Below are 17,254 nucleotides of genomic sequence, written 5' to 3'. Positions count from 1 at the left end.
TGGCAGCCAGAAGGCGGCCGGGTGGCGCCCAACGGACTCGCACGGCAGTCCAGCGACGTCGTCACCGTTGACTCGTCCCCTGCGCCTCCACCCCGGCGGCGATGAGCTTGTCGATCCATTCCTCGGCCAGTTTCGGATCGGCGAACCCGATCAGCTCCTTTCGCTCCTTATCGATCAGGACGCGCGAACCCATGATCGTTATCACCTTCAGTCGGCCAACGTGCGCGAGCATTTCCTCAAGGCTAGTCAGCGGCGGGGGCAGGGCTTCGGGCGGAGTCGAGGCGGCGGCGAGAAACTTCTGTCGCCGGGGCATCAACTCCCGCGGGATGAAACGCGGATCCACATCCACGAGCCGTGCGTCGCGCTGTCCGCTGGGTGGGGGATCGCTGGGCGTGCGCACGCGGTTGAAGCACTCGCGGCCGAGATGGTCGATGACCGCCTCGCGCGTGGCATTGAACTTCTCCCAGTCCGTGGCGACCTCAGTGTAGCTGTGGCTCAGTTGCAGCAGGATGGTATCCGTCGCGATCTCGCGCACGACCGGCGCCGGGGCCGACAGCAGCCGCTCGCGACCAAAGTGACGGACGTACATCGGCCCGAAGACCGTCACCCAGCACAGGTCGGGAATGCCGTTGCAGAGCTGATTCAGATTCCGCGGGTAGTAGCTCCATGCCTGGGGATCTTTGTGAGCCTGAGGCGATATTCCCAGGAAGGCCAAACCTCGCGCGGCCGCATGCTGCGCCTCCGGCTCGGACAGGACATGGATGTGAGCGTATGCCAGTCGCACCCGCTGGGCATACCACTCGGCCACCTCGAGCAGTTCCTGCTGCTCGACATGATCCAAGTCGATGGAGAGGTACTCATTCTCGTCCCCATCACGGGGGTCGCGCGATCTGCGACCTTCTATGTCAGGTCTACTTCGTCTCCAACTCCAACCGAACTCCAGTCGCTCCGGGGTCAGCACCGATTTGAGCCTGGCGGAATCGAATCTGACCGCTTCCGGCTTCAACCCGATCTCCTGGGGAGCCAGGCGTGGGAATCGCGCCGCAAAGTCGAGCGTGAGCTGAACGAGCGCGTCGTCTGATAGCATCTCTTCAGCAACAAAACTCAGGTATGCCATGCCTATTCCAAGGGCCATATCTTCACCAGCTTCCTCTGAATGCTGTCGTACTTTTCGATGCTCGCGGTCTTTCCGTTGGCCCGGTTCAAGAGCAGATCCGTCATCAGACGCGTAAGGCGTGGATCCGGATCTCCAACCAGGGTATCCGAAACGATGATCCGATAATTCAATCCATGCTCTTTCGCCGCCTGGATCTGTGCTCTGAACTGGTCGGTCAGTTGCAGCGATTGTACTCGCTTGATTTCGATCATGCTCTGCCCGGCGATCACGACATCGGGAAACGTTCGCCGCGCCCTGCCCGTAGCGAGGACCACGTCGAAGAATCGCTTTTTCGCCGGCACGTCCAGTTGCTCCACCTCCCGCAAAAGCAGTCGCATCTCATTCTGGAACTTCATCCCCGCGGCCGCGTTCTGGATCATTTGGGCCGCCCGCTTGGCAGCCAGAAGGCGGCCGGGTGGCGCCCAACGGACTCGCACGGCAGTCCAGCGACGTCGTCACCGTTGACTCGTCCCCTGCGCCTCCACCCCGGCGGCGATGAGCTTGTCGATCCATTCCTCGGCCAGTTTCGGATCGGCGAACCCGATCAGCTCCTTTCGCTCCTTATCGATCAGGACGCGCGAACCCATGATCGTTATCACCTTCAGTCGGCCAACGTGCGCGAGCATTTCCTCAAGGCTAGTCAGCGGCGGGGGCAGGGCTTCGGGCGGAGTCGAGGCGGCGGCGAGAAACTTCTGTCGCCGGGGCATCAACTCCCGCGGGATGAAACGCGGATCCACATCCACGAGCCGTGCGTCGCAGCTGTCCGCTGGGTGGGGGATCGCTGGGCGTGCACTGCGGTTGAAGCACTCGCGGCCGAGATGGTCGATGACCGCCTCGCGCGTGGCATTGAACTTCTCCCAGTCCGTGGCGACCTCAGTGTAGCTGTGGCTCAGTTGCAGCAGGATGGTATCCGTCGCGATCTCGCGCACGACCGGCGCCGGGGCCGACAGCAGCCGCTCGCGACCAAAGTGACGGACGTACATCGGCCCGAAGACCGTCACCCAGCACAGGTCGGGAATGCCGTTGCAGAGCTGATTCAGATTCCGCGGGTAGTAGCTCCATGCCTGTGGATCTTTGTGAGCCTGAGGCGATATTCCCAGGAAGGCCAAACCTCGCGCGGCCGCATGCTGCGCCTCCGGCTCGGACAGGACATGGATGTGAGCGTATGCCAGTCGCACCCGCTGGGCATACCACTCGGCCACCTCGAGCAGTTCCTGCTGCTCGACATGATCCAAGTCGATGGAGAGGTACTCATTCTCGTCCCCATCACGGGGGTCGCGCGATCTGCGACCTTCTATGTCAGGTCTACTTCGTCTCCAACTCCAACCGAACTCCAGTCGCTCCGGGGTCAGCACCGATTTGAGCCTGGCGGAATCGAATCTGACCGCTTCCGGCTTCAACCCGATCTCCTGGGGAGCCAGGCGTGGGAATCGCGCCGCAAAGTCGAGCGTGAGCTGAACGAGCGCGTCGTCTGATAGCATCTCTTCAGCAACAAAACTCAGGTATGCCATGCCTATTCCAAGGGCCATATCTTCACCAGCTTCCTCTGAATGCTGTCGTACTTTTCGATGCTCGCGGTCTTTCCGTTGGCCCGGTTCAAGAGCAGATCCGTCATCAGACCCGTAAGGTCTGGATGCGGATCTCCAACCAGGGTATCCGAAACGATGATCCGATAGTTCAATCCATGCTCTTTCGCCGCCTGGATCTGTGCTCTGAACTGGTCGGTCAGTTGCAGCGATTGTACTCGCTTGATTTCGATCATGCTCTGCCCGGCGATCACGACATCGGGAAACGTTCGCCGCCGGCAGCATTGCCAGCGCCCACACCGGGCCATAGATGTGTGTGCTGATCGGACCCTGCTCCGGGACGTTGTACAGCCTGTAGCCGTACAGCATGCCCACAACCGGCGCCAGTCGGCAGGCGTTCCAGTCCAGCCGGGGAAGGTTCGCCTGCCACATCAGCGACCAGGCCAGCCACACGCATGCCCCCCAGGGCACGAACCAGCCGGCCAGGCGTCGCAGCAGCGGCGGGGCATGATCGATGCTCAGGATTCGGCCGGTCGCCCACACGGCCGGAACGGTTGCGGCGATGAGAATCGCGACGATCAGCAGCATTCGATCCGGTGTCGGCAATGACTGGTAGCCACGCGGCTCACACCGCCGAGCGAGCTTCGCTGGCGGAGCTCAATGCGTTTTCGGTCGTGTTGGGACGTGGAATCGGGCGATCGCATCCGGGACATCGCGACAAGGCATCGTTCAACGGCACGCCGCATCGTGGGCACAGTCCCAACGCCAGGCGATCCTCCCTTTGACGCCGCACCACCCCCGCCACGTATCGCCCCAGGGGGTAGCCGATCAGCGCCAGGAAGATGGCCCAGAACGGCACCGTGACAGTCAATTGTCGTTGGCGGCTGGTCGGCGAACTGTTGCTCCAGTGATCGAAATGAAACCCCAGCGACGCCAGGACCGAATCGTTGCTCGCCTCGCGCATCGGGTAACGAGGCGGGTCGATGGTGCGGTATCCTGGCGGCGCCCAGCGGCTGATCCCGTCCAGCCGTCGTCGGGTCCGATCGATTACATTGGGGTCGGTGCTGTCCACGGCTTCGTAGACGAACCGGATGCCGCCGATCCCGGTGGCGAAGCCCCCGCTGCTCATCACGAATCGCCCCGAGGGCGCATCCTGAATGCGTACCCATCGGTAGCGGTCGCCGACGGCGTAGCTGCGGCCCCACAGCAGCGCCACGCCCCCGGCCAGCACCAGCGACACAACGATGGCAATACGTTTGAGCAGCATCGGGCAAAAGTATTATACCGTTGCCGCGATTCGCGAAAAAAAGCCGAACAGTCCGCTTTTCCTGCCCAAAGCTGTGCTTAGAATGCACGGCGGGAAGGTGAGCACGGTACGTCGAATGGATCCGGACCGCAGGCAAGGTTTCCGCCCGGGCCGTGCGGGTCATTCCTGCTGGTGAATGCTCGGGCGCGTGGGAGCCTGCGGCGGGGTCGTGCAGACGCAAAGCACGCACGAATCGCGGAAACCGCAAACGTTCCAGGAAGTCGTCGCGATGTCGATCCAGCAGCCGATGTCCGAAGCGGCCCGCTTTCCCGAGGCGCAGCTCTCCGCTGCCGACGGGCCGCCGCCGGCCGCAGGACAAAATCCTCCTGCCCCGCTGGTGCACGTCAGCTTCCTGCGCAACCCGACGGTGCAGAATCTGCTGCCGCTGGCGACGTCGATCGTGTTTCACCTGTCGCTGCTGATCATTGGCTATGCGCTGCTGAAGACAGTGCCGCAGATGGTCAGCCCCACGCGCGAGCAGGTGATCATCCCCGAGGCGGCGATTGTGGAGAACGCCGACGTGGGTGGATTGCCCAATCCGGGGCTGGGAGGCGATCCGAACCTGTCGGCGGCACAGGACGTGGACCCGCACATCACCGCCGCCGACGGCTGGGCGCAGAAACGCAGCGAATCGCTGACCAGTACGCTGATGGCCGGGGCGGCGCCGGACGCGGCGGATTCGGTGATCGGCCTGGGGCTGCGCAGCGGCATCGCCGGCTCAGGACCCCAGGGAAGCGGCGGCGCCGGCGGAGAAGGCGGCGGGCCGATGGCGCCGTTCGGCGTGCCCGGCGGCGGACAGGGGCTGGGGCCAAAGTCCCCGTTCATGGGCATCTCCGGCAACGCCCGAAAAGTCGTCTATATCTGCGATGCCTCCGGCTCCATGTGGGGCGTGTTCCCACGCGTACAGGACGAGCTGCGAAAGGCCGTGGAAGTCTTGAAGCCGATCCAGGCCTTCAACGTCATTTTCTTCTCTGATGTGGACGTGATCGCGCTGAGCAAAGACCGGCTGGTGATGGCCAATCCCGAGCAGAAACGCCGGGCCTTCGAGCTGTCGCAGAAGATGACCAGCGCCGGATCGACGGATCCGCTGCCAGCGATCCGCCTGGCGTTTCAACAGCAGCCGGAGCTGATTTACGTGCTGACCGACGGTTTCGAAGCAGTCGTGAGCTTCGACGCCGTGATCAACGAATTCCGCAGGCTGAATGCGGACCGCAAGGTGCGGGTGAACGTGATCCTGATCCGCAGCACCCACAGCCCGGAGCTGGAAAAGGTCGTCCGCACCATTGCTTCGGAGAACGGAGGGGTGTGCAGGATCATCGATCGGCAGGATTTGTAGAAGAAGGATGTGACATGCGGCGATATGCGACATCGAAGCTCAGATTGATTCTGCTGGCGGGGATGCTGCTGGCGGCGGGGGTGTTGCTCAGCACCAGCGGCAGCCACGCACAGGACTCGCCCGCGCCCGGCGGGGCTGTGCCTTCGGCAGCGGCGCCTTCCGCGACGCCCGGCGCAACACCGGCGGCACAGAAGGTCGGGCTTGCGGCACTGATCCTCCAGAACATCGACTTTGTCTTCTTCATTATCATCCTTCTGTCGGTGACCGGTCTGACGCTGATCATCCAGGGCTTCATCAAGAACCGCGCCGCCGTGTTCATGCCCCCGCAGACCACCAACCTGATCCGGGAGATGATCGCGCAGCGTCGCTTTCGCGAGCTGATCGAGTTCACCGAGCAGGACCCCAGCTTCATCAGCAAGGCCCTGAACCCGGCCCTGAAGCGGGCCCCATCCTTCAGCGCGATGAAGGAGGCGATGGAAACCGCCATTGGCGAGCAGACCGCCGAGCAGTTCCGCAAGATCGAGTACCTGAACATCATCGGGAACCTCGGGCCGCTGCTGGGGCTGCTGGGGACGGTGCTTGGGATGATCGACGCGTTCAGCGAGATGCACGCGGCGGGAGGCAATGCCAATCCGGCTCAGCTTGCGCACGGCATCAGCAAGGCGCTGGCGCACACGTTTCTGGGGTTGTTTCTGGCGGTGCCATGTCTGGCGGCGTTCGGCGTTCTGCGGACGATGGTGGACCGGCTGACGATCCGCGGCGCGCTGGTGGCCGAGGAGCTGCTTTTGATGATCAAGCCCGCCGAGGCCAGGCCCGCCGTGCCTTCGCCGACGATCCCGGCTGGGATGCGCGCCGCGCCGCAGCCGAACATCGGGATTCCCCAGCCGGTGGCTCCGCCTCCACCGGCGATGGGCCGGGCCAAGCCCAGCATCTCTCCGCAACCATGACAGAAGCGACTGACGACGGAGGTGCGCGATGCGAATTCGTCGCATGCCCGACATCAAGGAAGGCAACGTCAACGTCACGCCGCTGATCGACATCGTGATGTGCCTGATCATCTTCTTCATGCTGGTGGCCAAGATCGGGGTGACGACCGGCGCCGAGCAGGACATCGAGCTGCCGGCCAGCGCACTGGGCAAGGAGATCAAGGACATCGGCGCGGGCAGCTCGATCGTGCTGAACGTGCGCGAGGTGGCCGGCCAGCCGTTCGTCACGGCGCTGGTGGAGGCCGATGGATCGGTGAGCAGGACAGGCAGGCCGGTGGAGCTGAAGGTGGTGGACCCGCTGACGGGCCGGCGGCCGCTGACGGAGGTGCTGCGGCGACTGCGCTTCGGACGGGACGGTCGCCCCGGCGGCAGCGACGAGAACGCCGACAACGAGCATCTCAGCGTCATCATCCGGGGCGACAAGGGGTTGGAGGACCGCGAGCCTCGCCGCGCGGGATTGACCTACGGCAGCCTGGAGCCGGTCCTGCGGGCGTGTATGGAGGCCAATGTCCGCAACGTCAACTTCAGCACAGTGCGCAAGACGCGTTGATTCGCGGCTGCGTTTCACGGGTGTCGCACTCGTGCGCGAGCCGGGCTTGGGCCAGAGGCTGGTGACATGAAAAGATGAAGATTCAGGGCGCGAAAAAAGTTCACTACGACTCGGGGCCGAACATGACGCCGCTGGTGGACGTCGTGATGGTCCTGCTGATCTTCCTGATGATGACCGGCACGTTCGCCGGCACCGAGTGGTATCTGGTCAGCAATCTGCCGCTGCGCGAAACCGGCGGCGGGGCGGTGCAGCCTCCGCCGGGCGGATTTCCCACCGATGAGCCGCTGGAGATCCGCGTGGATCAGAACGCAACACGCGATGGTTACATCGCGCGGGTGGGACAGATTCAGACCGGCAGTCAGGACGCCCTGGCCGCCGGGCTGGCGCGCATGCGCGATCAGTTCGGGCGCGCCGGCAAGGGGCCGGACAAGGTTCAGATCATCATCAGCCCCTCGCGGTCGGTGAAGTACGAGCATCTGGTGGAGGTCTACCAGGCCGCGATGACCGCGGAGTTCAAGAAGATCGGGTTTGCCACGGCGCGGTGATGAACGACTGGATGACAAGGTGACAATCTGATGATGGGATCTGTGGACAAGCGGAGATTGCCGAGCATCACCGGGCGTTTTCTGCTTCACCTTGTCACTCTGTCACCTTATCACGTTGTCTTCGTCGCTCTGCTTCTGCTGCCCTCAGTGGCACTCAGCCAGCAGCCACAGAAGCCGGAGGGGCTGGGCGCGATCGATGATGATGCGCTGATGAATGAGCTTGCGGCCCGGGGGCTGGATTCGCTGCTGGAATATGCCTTTGAGGTGAACAACGTTCCACAGGCGGAACGTCAGGGCCGGCGGACGCTGATCGCGCTGTCGCGGCTGAGTGATCCGTCATCGCGGCTCAGCCCGGCGCAGCGGCAGCAGCTCGTGGCCGAGATCGTCCGCGGGATCGAGAGCGCGCTGCCCGCGATCAATGATCCGAATCTGCTGATGCGTCAGGCGTTTGTGCTGATCACGCAGGGGGTGGAGCGGGAGATCAATACGCTGGAATACTGGGGCGAAAACCCGCGCACGCAGGCGACGGTTCGCCCGATCGTCCAGACTGTCATCCGGATCCTGGAGAAGTGCGCCCAGCGAGCCAAAGAGCAGGCCGAGCAGTTCGCCAACCAGATCAAGGATCCCAACAGTCCGTACATCGCCAAATACGAGCAGGCGGAGCGTCTGGCGGCGACGGCGGAGTACACGCGGCACATGGTGGCGTACTACCTGGCGTTGTCGATCGATCCGGCCAGCCCGCAGCGCCGACAGGTGGCGTCGGAGGCGTTTGAGTATCTCAAGCAGTTCGACGTGCCGGAAAACCCGGATCGCGCCATGGTCCGCAACCGCATGGCCAAGCTGGCGATGACGCGAGGCGACTTTGCCACGGCGCGCAAGCTGTTCGAGGCGACGTTGAACGATCAGGTCGAGCCGCGTCCGACGGTCGCCCAGCAGTACGAGGCCAGATACTTCAGCGCGGTCACGGAGCTTCTGGCCAAAAACCTGACCGCCGCCAAGCAGGCTCTGAGCGACCTGCTGGCCTGGCAGCGTGCCAATCTTGCTGAGGACAAAGCCGCGCGCGACGGTGCCGACGCCGCCGCCGCCATGCTCGAATATCGTATCAAGACCCTCGAGGCCGAGCTGGCGCGGGATCCGTCGGCCAGGGAGCAGGCCAATCAGCAGGCGGTGAAGGTGCTGATGGATCTGGTGAGCAGGCGTCCGGACCTGCGTGGGATCATCTACGATCAACTGTTGCCGCGGATGGATGAGAATGCGGACCTGACTCGCGTGGATGGCCTGATGCTCCGCGCCCTGATCGCGCGTGGCGAGCAGGAGCTTCGCCGCCCGAAGGACGATCAGATCGACCGGCAGGCGATCGAGCGTGCGATCGACGCGGCGAGGGAAGTGATGCGAAGGCGTGGCAGCCCGGAGATCGACGGGCAGATGCTCGATGCCTCGGCGCTGCTGGTGCCGTTTTTCCTGGAGCGGCTGGGTCGCGGGCCCGAGGCCGCCGACGCGTTTATCAGCTATGCCGACGAGCACAAGAGATCCAACCCCGACAAGGCGCGGCTGGCGCTGGACAACGCGCAGGCGCTGATCGGGCAGCTTCGCGCCGACGAACAGACGCGCGAGGATACGGCCGTCACCCGCGCTTACGAGCGTTTCCTTCCGATTGCGATCGCCGAGCCGTTCAATCGAACCGAGTTCGCATTCGAGTATGCGCGGCGGCTTCAGCTCAATGGCAAGCCGGCCGAGGCGATCGAGTACTACCGCCTGGTGCCCGCCGACGATAAGCGGGCGCTGGAGGCGCGATTCTTACAGCTTCTGGCGATCGAGCAGCAGCTTGCCGACGAGCCGGTGGACTCTCCGCGGCGGGGACAGTTCCTGGCGGAGATTCAGAAGCTGGCCGACGACGTCAATGCCAGGGCGCGGGCGTCGCTGTCATCGGCGTCGGGCCAGGCGGAACAGGCGGCGGCGCGGTCGATGCTGGCGCGCACGTCGCTGCTGGCGGCGGAGCTGGCGCGCCGCGAGCAGAAAGACCCGCAGCGGGCGTTGTCGCTGCTGGCGAACTTCGAGCAGGCGGTGCAGGGATTGCCCAACAGCGATGAGCTGCTGAACGAAGCCATGAATGTGCGCGTCCGCGCTTATATGGCGTTGGAGCAGTACAACCAGGCCACCGAGCAGCTTGTGCAACTGCTGAACCGGACCGAAGGAGCCCGAGGCGCCCAGATCGTCTACAACCTGCTCCAGAAACTCAACGCCGATTTCGACCGCGCCCAGCAGGCGGGCGATGCGCCGGCCATGAGATCCCTGGCCAGAAACCGGGCACAGCTCAGCGGATTTCTGGTCAACTGGGCGGCCAACAACAGCGATCCCAATATCCGCAGGTTCACCTACCGCTATCGCGTCTTCGACGCCGAGGCCCAGCGCCGCGCCGCCGATCTGGAACACGACGACCCCAAGGCCCGCGAGGCGGGGCTGAAACTGGCGCTTCAGCGCTATCAGGCGCTGGAATCGGCGGAGAATCTGGCGTTGTATCGCCAGACGCTTGACGCCAAATCCGCTGGCGAGGCGCCGTACGATCCGCAGGTCGTGTTCGGCATCGCGCTGATTCATTACGAGCTGGGCAACTACGAGCAGGCGGCGGAGGGATTCAGCAGGCTGCTGGTGGGACGCAAACTGGGCACGGCGTTAATCGAGACTATCGAGAACGGGCAGAAGCGACTCATCGACAACGACCAGTACTGGGAGGCGATTCTGAAGCTGATCCGATCGAACCAGAAGCTTGGCCGCGGCGGAGAAGAGGCGGGCAACTACCTCAAGCAGCAGTACATCGTCTGGGGCCAGCGTGTGGGCGGGCGGAAGTGGAAGCAGGACTTTGAGCAGCTCCGGCGGGAGCTGATCCCGGATTTCGCGGTTCCCTCGGCGACGGCGCCGGCAGAGTAGCGGCGGGCGCAATCCTCGCGGGAAGAGGTCGGCTGATGCAGCGGCGCCGCGCGCAGCGATTACAATACCGGCATGCCCAACGAATTCATCAGACCGGTGCGCAATGAGTTGAGCACTTCGTTCCGCCAGGAACTGCTGCGACAGGAGGCCGAGGCGCTGGCGGAAACGGCGGAATCGACCAACCTGCTGGCCAGCCGTCTGCTGGCCGACGCGCTGCGACATCACGCCAGCGATATTCATCTGGATCCACAGGGCCAGAGCAGCCGAATCCGCTTTCGCATCGATGGCGATCTGCTGGATGTGGCGATTCTCTCGCGGGCACAGGGAGGCCGGCTGCTGCGGCACTTCAAGGCGATCTCGGGGCTGGATTCGGCGGATCGATTCCGCCCGGCGGATTCGCGGCTGACGCAGATCGTCGATGGCCGCGAGATCGATCTGCGGATCGCGGCGCTGCCCTCGGTCGCCGGGGAGAAGCTGTCCATCCGCCTGCTGGATCGCTCGCGCGTGCTCCAGCATCTGGACGAGCTGGGTTTCACCGACGAGCAGCGGGACAAGATCGAGCAGTGGCTGAAGAACATCTGCGGGATGTTTCTGGTGGCCGGTCCGACGGGCAGCGGCAAGACCACGACGCTGTACGCGATCCTGCATGAGCTGCGGCTTCGGGATCGATGCGTGGTGACGATCGAGGATCCTGTGGAATACAGCATCGAGGGGATCGTGCAGACGCAGGTGGACCGGCGGCATGATCTGTCATTCGCGCAGGGACTGCGGGGCATGCTGCGCGCCGATCCGGATTACCTGCTGCTGGGCGAGATCCGCGACGCCGAAGCCGCCGATGCCGCCATGGAAGCATCCGGCAGCGGACGCGTGCTGATGAGCACAATTCATGCGCCCGATGCGATCAGCGCGATCACGGCGCTGCGAAACTTCGGTCTGGCCGACCACCAGATCGCCAGCTCACTGCGGATGGTGGTGGCCCAGCGGCTGGTCAAACGTCTGTGTCGCCGGTGCAGAAAGCAGCGCAGCCTGGAGGAAAGCGAGCGGCAGTTGCTTCAGTCGCTTGGGCTGCCGGCCACGGCGCAGCAGACCTGGACCGCCACCGGATGCGTCGATTGCCGATATCTCGGTTATGACGGTCGCATCGGGGTCTTTGAGGTCTGGCGACTGGTGGATGCCGACTATGACGCGATTCTGCATCACGCCGATGAGCGTGCACTGCGCGCCGGCGCCACGTCGCGCGGCCTGCGCAGCCTGGCGCACGACGGATGGCTGAAGGTCGAACAGGGGATCACCAGCATCGAGGAGTGGCGAACGCTCAGCGGCACGTACAGCTTCGCTTGATCTGATTCCCCGCAGCAGGGCGCAGAGCCGCGAACAGTGCACGAAACGCCGGCTGTTTATTTTCGTGTCGCGGGCGTTCCGTCCGCGCAGGCGAGCAGCCCGTGCAGGCGGTCAGCCCACGAGCCGGACGCGCCTGACATGGCCATTGGACCTCGCATCTCCGAGTTCTTCCGTGAATCCTTGCCTTGTGGTGCGCGAGTGCGCGCGGTGCAGCAGCGGCTAGGCGTCAAAATCGATATCCGCAATGCGGTGCCTGGCACGTCCGGTCACGTGCACCTCGCACAGCGGACGCTGCGTCTCCCACGCCTGCCACAGCACCACACGTTGGCGATCAGGCGTGACGGCGGCGATAAGGCTTGCGGTGGCGGCCAGAATCTTCAGGCCCCGATAGGGGCTGAGGTATTCGCTGAGCAGTGGGTCGTCCAGGCCGATGCAGTCGATCGGGCCGTCGTCTGTAGCCAGCAACACACGCACGTCACCCAGCCACGGCATGGTGGCGGCGGCGGTGAATCGCCCGGGGCGACGCATGCTGACGCTGACCTGTCGCGTCGTCCGGTCGATGCTCACAATCGTCCCATCCTGATGAATCGCCAGCATGTGCTGGGCCGAGGTGGGCAGGATCGCAATGATCTCGGCGTCGGAGTGCGACGGCAAAACCACAGCCCGATCGTCGTGCCGCAGGATGATGCGACTTCCAACGGCATAAATCAGGTGCGTCTGATCCAGCGCCTGAAGATGCCGCGGGCCGGTAAGGCGAGCCTGGATTGAGGTCATGCCCATGCCCGAGGATGCGCCCTGGGTGATGGTGGTGCCTTGCGCCACGAGTTGGCTGTCCGGATCGCGCTCGGCGTAGCACGCCGTCGGCGCATCGTGGCGATCGCGACTCCATCGCACGATCCCCGCTTCGGCGTGTGATGCGCAGATCGTGTCGTCGATCACCACCACTCGGTTGAACCCGTGCTGCGATTGGAGCGACGGGCAGGCGAAGGACTCGATGATGCGCTCGGGATCTTCCCGTGATACGACCATCACCCCGCCTTGCGCGCCGATCAGCAGGACGCGTTGCTCGTTCACGACAGCGGGCTGAACACTGCGCAGCGGCCCCAGCGTGGCGGGAAGCTGGATCAGCTCGGGCTGCGGCGAGTTGCCCGGATCGATGCGCACCAGCGTGCCGCCGGCCACGCACCACAGCGTCTGCCGGTGCAGTCGCGTTTCACTTCCCGAGGCCAGCAGCAGCGCCTGGAGGGTCGGCCCGCGGTCGGCCGGATTGAGCCGTTCGAGCAGCGCGCCGGCCGAAAGCTGCGGCGCCGCCTGTCGCATCTGCTGGAACTGCTGGAGCAGTTCGGCGGCGCGTTGAAGGTGCTGAAGCTGTCCGGCGGCGTGCTGCTCGGCCTGAGCGCGGGCCAATTCCTGGATTCGCTGCCGCTGGAGCGTGGGGCTTTGAAGATCGAGCTGGTAAGGGGGCAAAAGCTCCAGCCCGGCGGCAAAGGCGGCGGGCCTGGCGGCCTGGAGCAGCTCGGCGATCCAGGTGTGTTGCTGATCCGGGTTGCCGACAACATCGGCGGCCCGGCAGCGCATGGCCAGCCCCGTCAATGCTGCACGCAACGGGGGAGCAAAATGCTCGATGAGCATCTGGGCGGTGACCGACTGCCGATCGCACAGCAGCAGCTCAGAGAACATCTTCCGGTCGGCGTCGGTGTCGGCAATGCGAACGCTGGCGGCGAAGCGGGCCTCCAGCGTGTGGGCGTCGGCGGTGGCAAGCTGATCGAAGACCCATCGCAGCCGCAGCGGCTGGGGTCGGCAGATCACCGCATCGCCCTGGCGGCGCGCCAGCTCGTTGTCCTTCAATTCCGTCGCGGACATCACCCCATCATCTTATCCGTGCCCAGCTTCAGCGGGGATATAAAAGCCGGGCAATGTCGGAACCAAAGCCGCCGCCGGCTCGATGGATGGGACAAATCGTTTGCGTCATGGCCCGGTTGGGCCGCGCGGGGGCGGACCCTGGTGGGCGGCCGAGTCGGCAGGAACAACGGATTGGTCGGCGTGTTGCGGGGACGACTGCGGGCGCAGCGCCTCCAGCGTCGCGGCGACCAGGGCATCGTTTCTCGTCGCGGTGAACGAACCGGTCAGCAGCGACTGCCCAAGAGGATCCTGAAGCCTGCCCGAGCTTTCGGCCAGTTGCACTCGGGCATTGCGGATAACGAATCGCGCCTCCTGTCCGGAATCGTCGATGCGGACAAATCCCGCGCCGCGATAGTGAAGCTGATCGTCACGGCTGGCGGCATCGTTGGAGCGGACGTACCAGTCGATCACGGCGTTGGTGGCCGAGGGCGTGTCCGGCTTGACCCCTCGCAACGGTTGCCACAGGACCCGCAGGTATACGACCTGGCTGAGGGGCGCGGTGGAGGCGGCGTGCAGCGGGCCGGCAGGCTTCTTGTCTTCCGGGGCCGGCGCCAGACCGTCTTCGATCAGTACCGCCTGATATTCCCCGCCGGGCTCACGCGCAAAATAAGCGCGGGAAAACTTCTGGGAATATTGACGGTCAGACTCCGTGGATTGGAAAGTCAGCCAGGCCGGCCCCGAGGAGCAGGCCAGGGGCAACAGCAGAAAAAGAGCAAAAGGCAAAAGCAAGGCCGCCGATCTTGCGAGGTGCTGGGCGAGCCGGGCGACTTTTGCCCGTTGGCTTATTCCGTGGTCGGGATTCATTCGATTCCGAGCAGGCTGATGGCGTCGCGTTCGACGATGCCGCGGAGGCTTTCGCGCGGGACGACCGGCAGGTTGGTCCCCTGGGCCATCTGATTGAGGCTGTAGAGGGTTTCGATGCACTCGGTGGCGCTGGTGTAGGGGAAGTCGGAGCCGAACAGCAGCTTGTCGATCACGCCATACTGGTTGGCGCTGACCAGCGCGTTGTACGCCTGCCACGGACGCGACAGAAGCCCCGAGACGTCCGCGTAAACGTTTGAATGCTTGCCCAGCAGAACAATGGTCTCGTCGATCCAGGGCTGGCCCATCTGGGCGATGATCATCCGCAGCCGGGGAAACGCCCGGGCGATCTCGTCGAGCAGGTAGGGGCGGGCGTACTCCAGCTTGCTGGCTTCGGTGAACTGCCCGGCGGGGTGAAACAGGATCGGCATGCCGAGCCTTTCAGCTTCGGCGTAGACCTTCATGGCCCGGGAATCGGCGGGGTGGAAGTCCTGGTTGGCCGGCGACATGGTGATCCCGCGCAGCCGAAGCTCATCATGTGCCACGTGCAGCTCATCCACCGCGCCGCGTTCGGTCGGATCGATGCCGGCAAAGCCGATGAGCTTATCGGGGTTTCGGCTGACGTACTCGGCGACGAAGCGGTTGGGGATCTCCGCCTTTAGATACCGGCTCTTGAACGCCAGCACGATCGACTTGTCCACCATGCCGGACTGAGCCCAGTGGTGTTCCGGGTCGGCGGCGGGAATGGTCCGCCAGATGGTTCGCCCGCCGGGCGTCAGCCGCGACGTGCGCGACCGGGTCGTGCGCGGCAGGTCGCCCAGATCCATTTGTCCGAGCTGATCCGGGGACTGCCAGATATGGGTATGACAATCAACGATCATCGTGACCCGGTAGTCTAAAGCATCATGCCCGCGCCCGTCAAAGCCATGGAGGTTTGCTCAGCAGTCTGCAGGACGGCTGTTTCCCGGCCGAACCGGCGGACGATCCATGTACCAGGCTTTATCGGACGTACAGGCACAAAGCTTGAGGGCCCAGTTGGATGTGCTGTAAGACAGCTTGAATCAAGATGTTATATTAACTACTCCCCGACGGCACCGCCGCGGTTTGCTTCTTGGCGGCGGCGGCCTTGCGACGACGCAACTCCGCGTCAATAAACATGTCCAGCTCGCCCCGATCCAGCACGCTTTCCACATCCCTCGTTTCCACCCCGGTTCTTACATCCTTAACTCTTTTGTCATCAAGGATATAAGAGCGAATCTGGTTGCCCCACGCAATCGCCCCCTTCTCCCCAACGATCTTCCGCAGCTCTTCGTCCCGCTTGGCCTGCTCAAGAAGCTCCAGCTTGCCCTTGATGATCGACAGCGCCAGGCGCTTGTTCTGCTGCTGGCTGCGTTCCACCGAGCAGGTGACGGTGATCCCCGTAGGCTTGTGCACGATCCGCACCGCCGACGCCACCTTGTTCACGTTCTGCCCGCCCGGGCCGCTGGCACGCACGAAAGCCGTGATCTCCAGGTCTTGCTCGGGGATTTCCTCCTGCCCGGCCACCTCCTCGAACTCGGGCACCACGTCCACCGCGGCGAAGCTGGTCTGTCGCTTGTGCTGGGCATTGAACGGGCTTGGGCGTACCAGTCGATGAACCCCGGCCTCACAACGCATGTACCCGAAGGCGTAGTCTCCCTTCACGTGGAAAGTGGCGCTTTTGATCCCGGCCTGCTCTCCGTACTGCCGGTCGACTTCCGAGACGTCCCATCCCCGCTTTTGCCAGTAATACAGGTACATCCGCGCGAGCATCTCGGCCCAGTCCTGCGCCTCGGTGCCACCGGCGCCGGCCTGGATGGTCACAAAGCAGTTCAACGGATCGTTGGGGCCGTCCAGCAGTGCCTGAAGCTCGACCCGCTCGGCCTTTTTCTCCAGCCGGGCAAGCTGCTCGTCGGCCTCCCGGATCGCCTGCTGATCCCCGGCCTCCAGACCAAGCTCATACAGCGCGCGCACGTCCTCCAACTCGCGCAATACCGACATCACCGGATCGATCTGCGCCTTGAGAATCTTCAGTTCCTGGACGATCTGGCGGGCGGCCTGCGGGTCATCCCAAAACCCCGGCTGGCCCATCCGCTCTTCCAACTGCTTTCTGCGGACCTGTTTGGCCGGCAAGTCAAAGAGAGTCCCGGATGGCGATCATCCGGGCGCTGAGGTTTTCGATGCTCTGGGCGAGGTTTTCGTGAATCATCATCGCGACGATAGCCGCCTGAAGCTCGATTTTCAATCGACCATCCCGGCCGCTGCGTCGCTGCTGGACCATGAATCGGGCGTATTTTCTGTGGCCAGGATCGCGCGCGGCGCGGCATAATGAATCGATCGTCCACCAAGGCGCCAAGATACAGGAGGTACGCCATGAACCTTCAACAGTACTTGGATGAACAGGGCGTTAAATACCGTCTGTCCAAACATCCACCGACATACACCTCGCAGGATCTGGCCGCCGTTCAGCACGTTCCCGGGCGCAAAGTGATCAAGCCGGTGGTGGTGCGCGCCGATGGGCAGTGGATCATGTGCGCTTTGCCGGCCTCGTATCGCGTCGATCTGCATGAGCTGCGCGAACAGCTTCGCGCCAGCGATGTGCAACTGGCCGACGAGCAGACCCTGGAGCGGCTGTTCCCCGGCTGCGAGCTGGGCGCCGAACCCCCGATCGGCAAGCTGTTCGGCATGCCCACGCTCATGGATGAGTCGCTCGTCGCCGATGATACGGTCACGTTTCAGGCCGGCACCCACGAGGACGCCGTGACGATGCCGCTGGCCGATTACCGCCGCATCAGCGACGCCGAGATCGCCCATTTCGGCAGGCATATGTAAACGCAGCCGGCCTGGCCATCGCGGGTC

At 64.1% G+C, this 17,254-nt stretch carries 17 protein-coding genes; 8 read left to right on the top strand and 9 right to left on the bottom strand.

Annotated features, from left to right (window positions below; genetic code table 11):
• Positions 1-61 precede the first annotated feature (61 nt).
• From ACQS5P_RS05965 to ACQS5P_RS05950, 4 genes are all read right to left on the bottom strand, one after another.
• Positions 62-1,117 carry a hypothetical protein gene (locus ACQS5P_RS05965; RefSeq protein WP_428939989.1) on the bottom strand — a complete coding sequence of 352 codons (1,056 nt, stop codon included), beginning with the start codon at positions 1,115-1,117 and terminating at the stop codon, positions 62-64.
• 2 nt (positions 1,118-1,119) lie between these two features.
• Positions 1,120-1,536, bottom strand: a complete 417-nt coding sequence (locus tag ACQS5P_RS05960) for a putative toxin (protein ID WP_428939988.1) — start codon at positions 1,534-1,536, stop codon at positions 1,120-1,122.
• Positions 1,537-1,611: 75 nt separating this feature from the next.
• Positions 1,612-2,667: a hypothetical protein gene (locus ACQS5P_RS05955; RefSeq protein WP_428939987.1), complete on the bottom strand. Its 1,056-nt coding sequence runs from the start codon at positions 2,665-2,667 to the stop codon at positions 1,612-1,614.
• A gap of 2 nt (positions 2,668-2,669) precedes the next feature.
• Positions 2,670-2,990 carry a hypothetical protein gene (locus ACQS5P_RS05950; protein ID WP_428939986.1) on the bottom strand — a complete coding sequence of 107 codons (321 nt, stop codon included), beginning with the start codon at positions 2,988-2,990 and terminating at the stop codon, positions 2,670-2,672.
• Between the two features lie 59 nt (positions 2,991-3,049).
• Between ACQS5P_RS05950 and ACQS5P_RS05945 the strand changes: the two genes are divergently transcribed.
• Positions 3,050-3,193, top strand: a complete 144-nt coding sequence (locus tag ACQS5P_RS05945; protein WP_428939985.1) for a hypothetical protein — start codon at positions 3,050-3,052, stop codon at positions 3,191-3,193.
• Between the two features lie 114 nt (positions 3,194-3,307).
• On the opposite strand, the gene ACQS5P_RS05940 is transcribed toward ACQS5P_RS05945, so the two are convergent.
• Positions 3,308-3,949, bottom strand: coding sequence for a hypothetical protein (locus ACQS5P_RS05940; RefSeq protein WP_428939984.1), 642 nt, complete (start codon positions 3,947-3,949; stop codon positions 3,308-3,310).
• A 268-nt stretch (positions 3,950-4,217) separates the two neighbouring features.
• Here ACQS5P_RS05940 and ACQS5P_RS05935 point away from each other — a divergent pair, with 268 nt between their 5' ends.
• The 6 genes from ACQS5P_RS05935 (at position 4,218) to ACQS5P_RS05910 (ending at position 11,674) form a co-directional block, all read left to right on the top strand.
• A complete protein-coding gene (locus tag ACQS5P_RS05935; RefSeq protein WP_428939983.1) occupies positions 4,218-5,324 on the top strand; it encodes a hypothetical protein in 1,107 nt (368 codons plus the stop codon).
• A gap of 14 nt (positions 5,325-5,338) precedes the next feature.
• Positions 5,339-6,271, top strand: a complete 933-nt coding sequence (locus ACQS5P_RS05930; protein WP_428939982.1) for a MotA/TolQ/ExbB proton channel family protein — start codon at positions 5,339-5,341, stop codon at positions 6,269-6,271.
• 28 nt (positions 6,272-6,299) lie between these two features.
• Positions 6,300-6,860 carry an ExbD/TolR family protein gene (locus ACQS5P_RS05925; RefSeq protein WP_428939981.1) on the top strand — a complete coding sequence of 187 codons (561 nt, stop codon included), beginning with the start codon at positions 6,300-6,302 and terminating at the stop codon, positions 6,858-6,860.
• A gap of 74 nt (positions 6,861-6,934) precedes the next feature.
• Positions 6,935-7,405 (top strand): ExbD/TolR family protein, encoded by a 471-nt coding sequence (locus ACQS5P_RS05920; protein WP_428939980.1) that lies wholly within the window; start codon positions 6,935-6,937, stop codon positions 7,403-7,405.
• A 42-nt stretch (positions 7,406-7,447) separates the two neighbouring features.
• Positions 7,448-10,333, top strand: a complete 2,886-nt coding sequence (locus ACQS5P_RS05915; protein WP_428939979.1) for a hypothetical protein — start codon at positions 7,448-7,450, stop codon at positions 10,331-10,333.
• Between the two features lie 72 nt (positions 10,334-10,405).
• Positions 10,406-11,674, top strand: coding sequence for a GspE/PulE family protein (locus ACQS5P_RS05910; RefSeq protein WP_428939978.1), 1,269 nt, complete (start codon positions 10,406-10,408; stop codon positions 11,672-11,674).
• Positions 11,675-11,893: 219 nt separating this feature from the next.
• Here ACQS5P_RS05910 and ACQS5P_RS05905 read toward each other — a convergent pair whose 3' ends face one another.
• The 4 genes from ACQS5P_RS05905 to prfB form a co-directional block, all read right to left on the bottom strand.
• Positions 11,894-13,537 (bottom strand): hypothetical protein, encoded by a 1,644-nt coding sequence (locus ACQS5P_RS05905; RefSeq protein ID WP_428939977.1) that lies wholly within the window; start codon positions 13,535-13,537, stop codon positions 11,894-11,896.
• 105 nt (positions 13,538-13,642) lie between these two features.
• Positions 13,643-14,299: a hypothetical protein gene (locus ACQS5P_RS05900; protein ID WP_428939976.1), complete on the bottom strand. Its 657-nt coding sequence runs from the start codon at positions 14,297-14,299 to the stop codon at positions 13,643-13,645.
• 77 nt (positions 14,300-14,376) lie between these two features.
• Positions 14,377-15,258 (bottom strand): amidohydrolase family protein, encoded by an 882-nt coding sequence (locus tag ACQS5P_RS05895; RefSeq protein ID WP_428939975.1) that lies wholly within the window; start codon positions 15,256-15,258, stop codon positions 14,377-14,379.
• Between the two features lie 193 nt (positions 15,259-15,451).
• Positions 15,452-16,604 (bottom strand): peptide chain release factor 2 gene (prfB, locus tag ACQS5P_RS05890; protein ID WP_428940995.1). Its coding sequence is split into 2 segments (ribosomal slippage): positions 15,452-16,531 and positions 16,533-16,604, totalling 1,152 coding nucleotides; the frame shifts between segments, so codons are not numbered across the junction.
• 164 nt (positions 16,605-16,768) lie between these two features.
• On the opposite strand from prfB, the gene ACQS5P_RS05885 reads away from it, so the two are divergent.
• On the top strand, positions 16,769-17,227 hold the full coding sequence (locus ACQS5P_RS05885) for an aminoacyl-tRNA deacylase (RefSeq protein ID WP_428939974.1): 459 nt from the start codon (positions 16,769-16,771) through the stop codon (positions 17,225-17,227).
• Positions 17,228-17,254: the final 27 nt, after the last annotated feature.

Source organism: Fontivita pretiosa (assembly GCF_050410795.1).
In the GTDB taxonomy this organism is placed as follows: Bacteria; Planctomycetota; Phycisphaerae; order Tepidisphaerales; family Tepidisphaeraceae; genus Fontivita; species Fontivita pretiosa.
This window is presented reverse-complemented; position numbering and strand designations above follow the sequence as displayed.

Coding starts and splice junctions, on each gene's coding strand:
- ACQS5P_RS05950 (WP_428939986.1), bottom strand. CDS start 2,990: ATGGCCCGGTGTGGGCGCTGGCAATGCTGCCGGCGGCGAACGTTTCCC.
- ACQS5P_RS05885 (WP_428939974.1), top strand. CDS start 16,769: ATGAACCTTCAACAGTACTTGGATGAACAGGGCGTTAAATACCGTCTG.
- ACQS5P_RS05945 (WP_428939985.1), top strand. CDS start 3,050: ATGCCCACAACCGGCGCCAGTCGGCAGGCGTTCCAGTCCAGCCGGGGA.
- ACQS5P_RS05955 (WP_428939987.1), bottom strand. CDS start 2,667: ATGGCATACCTGAGTTTTGTTGCTGAAGAGATGCTATCAGACGACGCG.
- ACQS5P_RS05965 (WP_428939989.1), bottom strand. CDS start 1,117: ATGGCATACCTGAGTTTTGTTGCTGAAGAGATGCTATCAGACGACGCG.
- ACQS5P_RS05930 (WP_428939982.1), top strand. CDS start 5,339: ATGCGGCGATATGCGACATCGAAGCTCAGATTGATTCTGCTGGCGGGG.
- ACQS5P_RS05960 (WP_428939988.1), bottom strand. CDS start 1,536: ATGATCCAGAACGCGGCCGCGGGGATGAAGTTCCAGAATGAGATGCGA.
- ACQS5P_RS05910 (WP_428939978.1), top strand. CDS start 10,406: ATGCCCAACGAATTCATCAGACCGGTGCGCAATGAGTTGAGCACTTCG.
- ACQS5P_RS05920 (WP_428939980.1), top strand. CDS start 6,935: ATGAAGATTCAGGGCGCGAAAAAAGTTCACTACGACTCGGGGCCGAAC.
- ACQS5P_RS05935 (WP_428939983.1), top strand. CDS start 4,218: ATGTCGATCCAGCAGCCGATGTCCGAAGCGGCCCGCTTTCCCGAGGCG.
- ACQS5P_RS05895 (WP_428939975.1), bottom strand. CDS start 15,258: ATGATCGTTGATTGTCATACCCATATCTGGCAGTCCCCGGATCAGCTC.
- ACQS5P_RS05925 (WP_428939981.1), top strand. CDS start 6,300: ATGCGAATTCGTCGCATGCCCGACATCAAGGAAGGCAACGTCAACGTC.
- ACQS5P_RS05940 (WP_428939984.1), bottom strand. CDS start 3,949: ATGCTGCTCAAACGTATTGCCATCGTTGTGTCGCTGGTGCTGGCCGGG.
- ACQS5P_RS05905 (WP_428939977.1), bottom strand. CDS start 13,537: ATGTCCGCGACGGAATTGAAGGACAACGAGCTGGCGCGCCGCCAGGGC.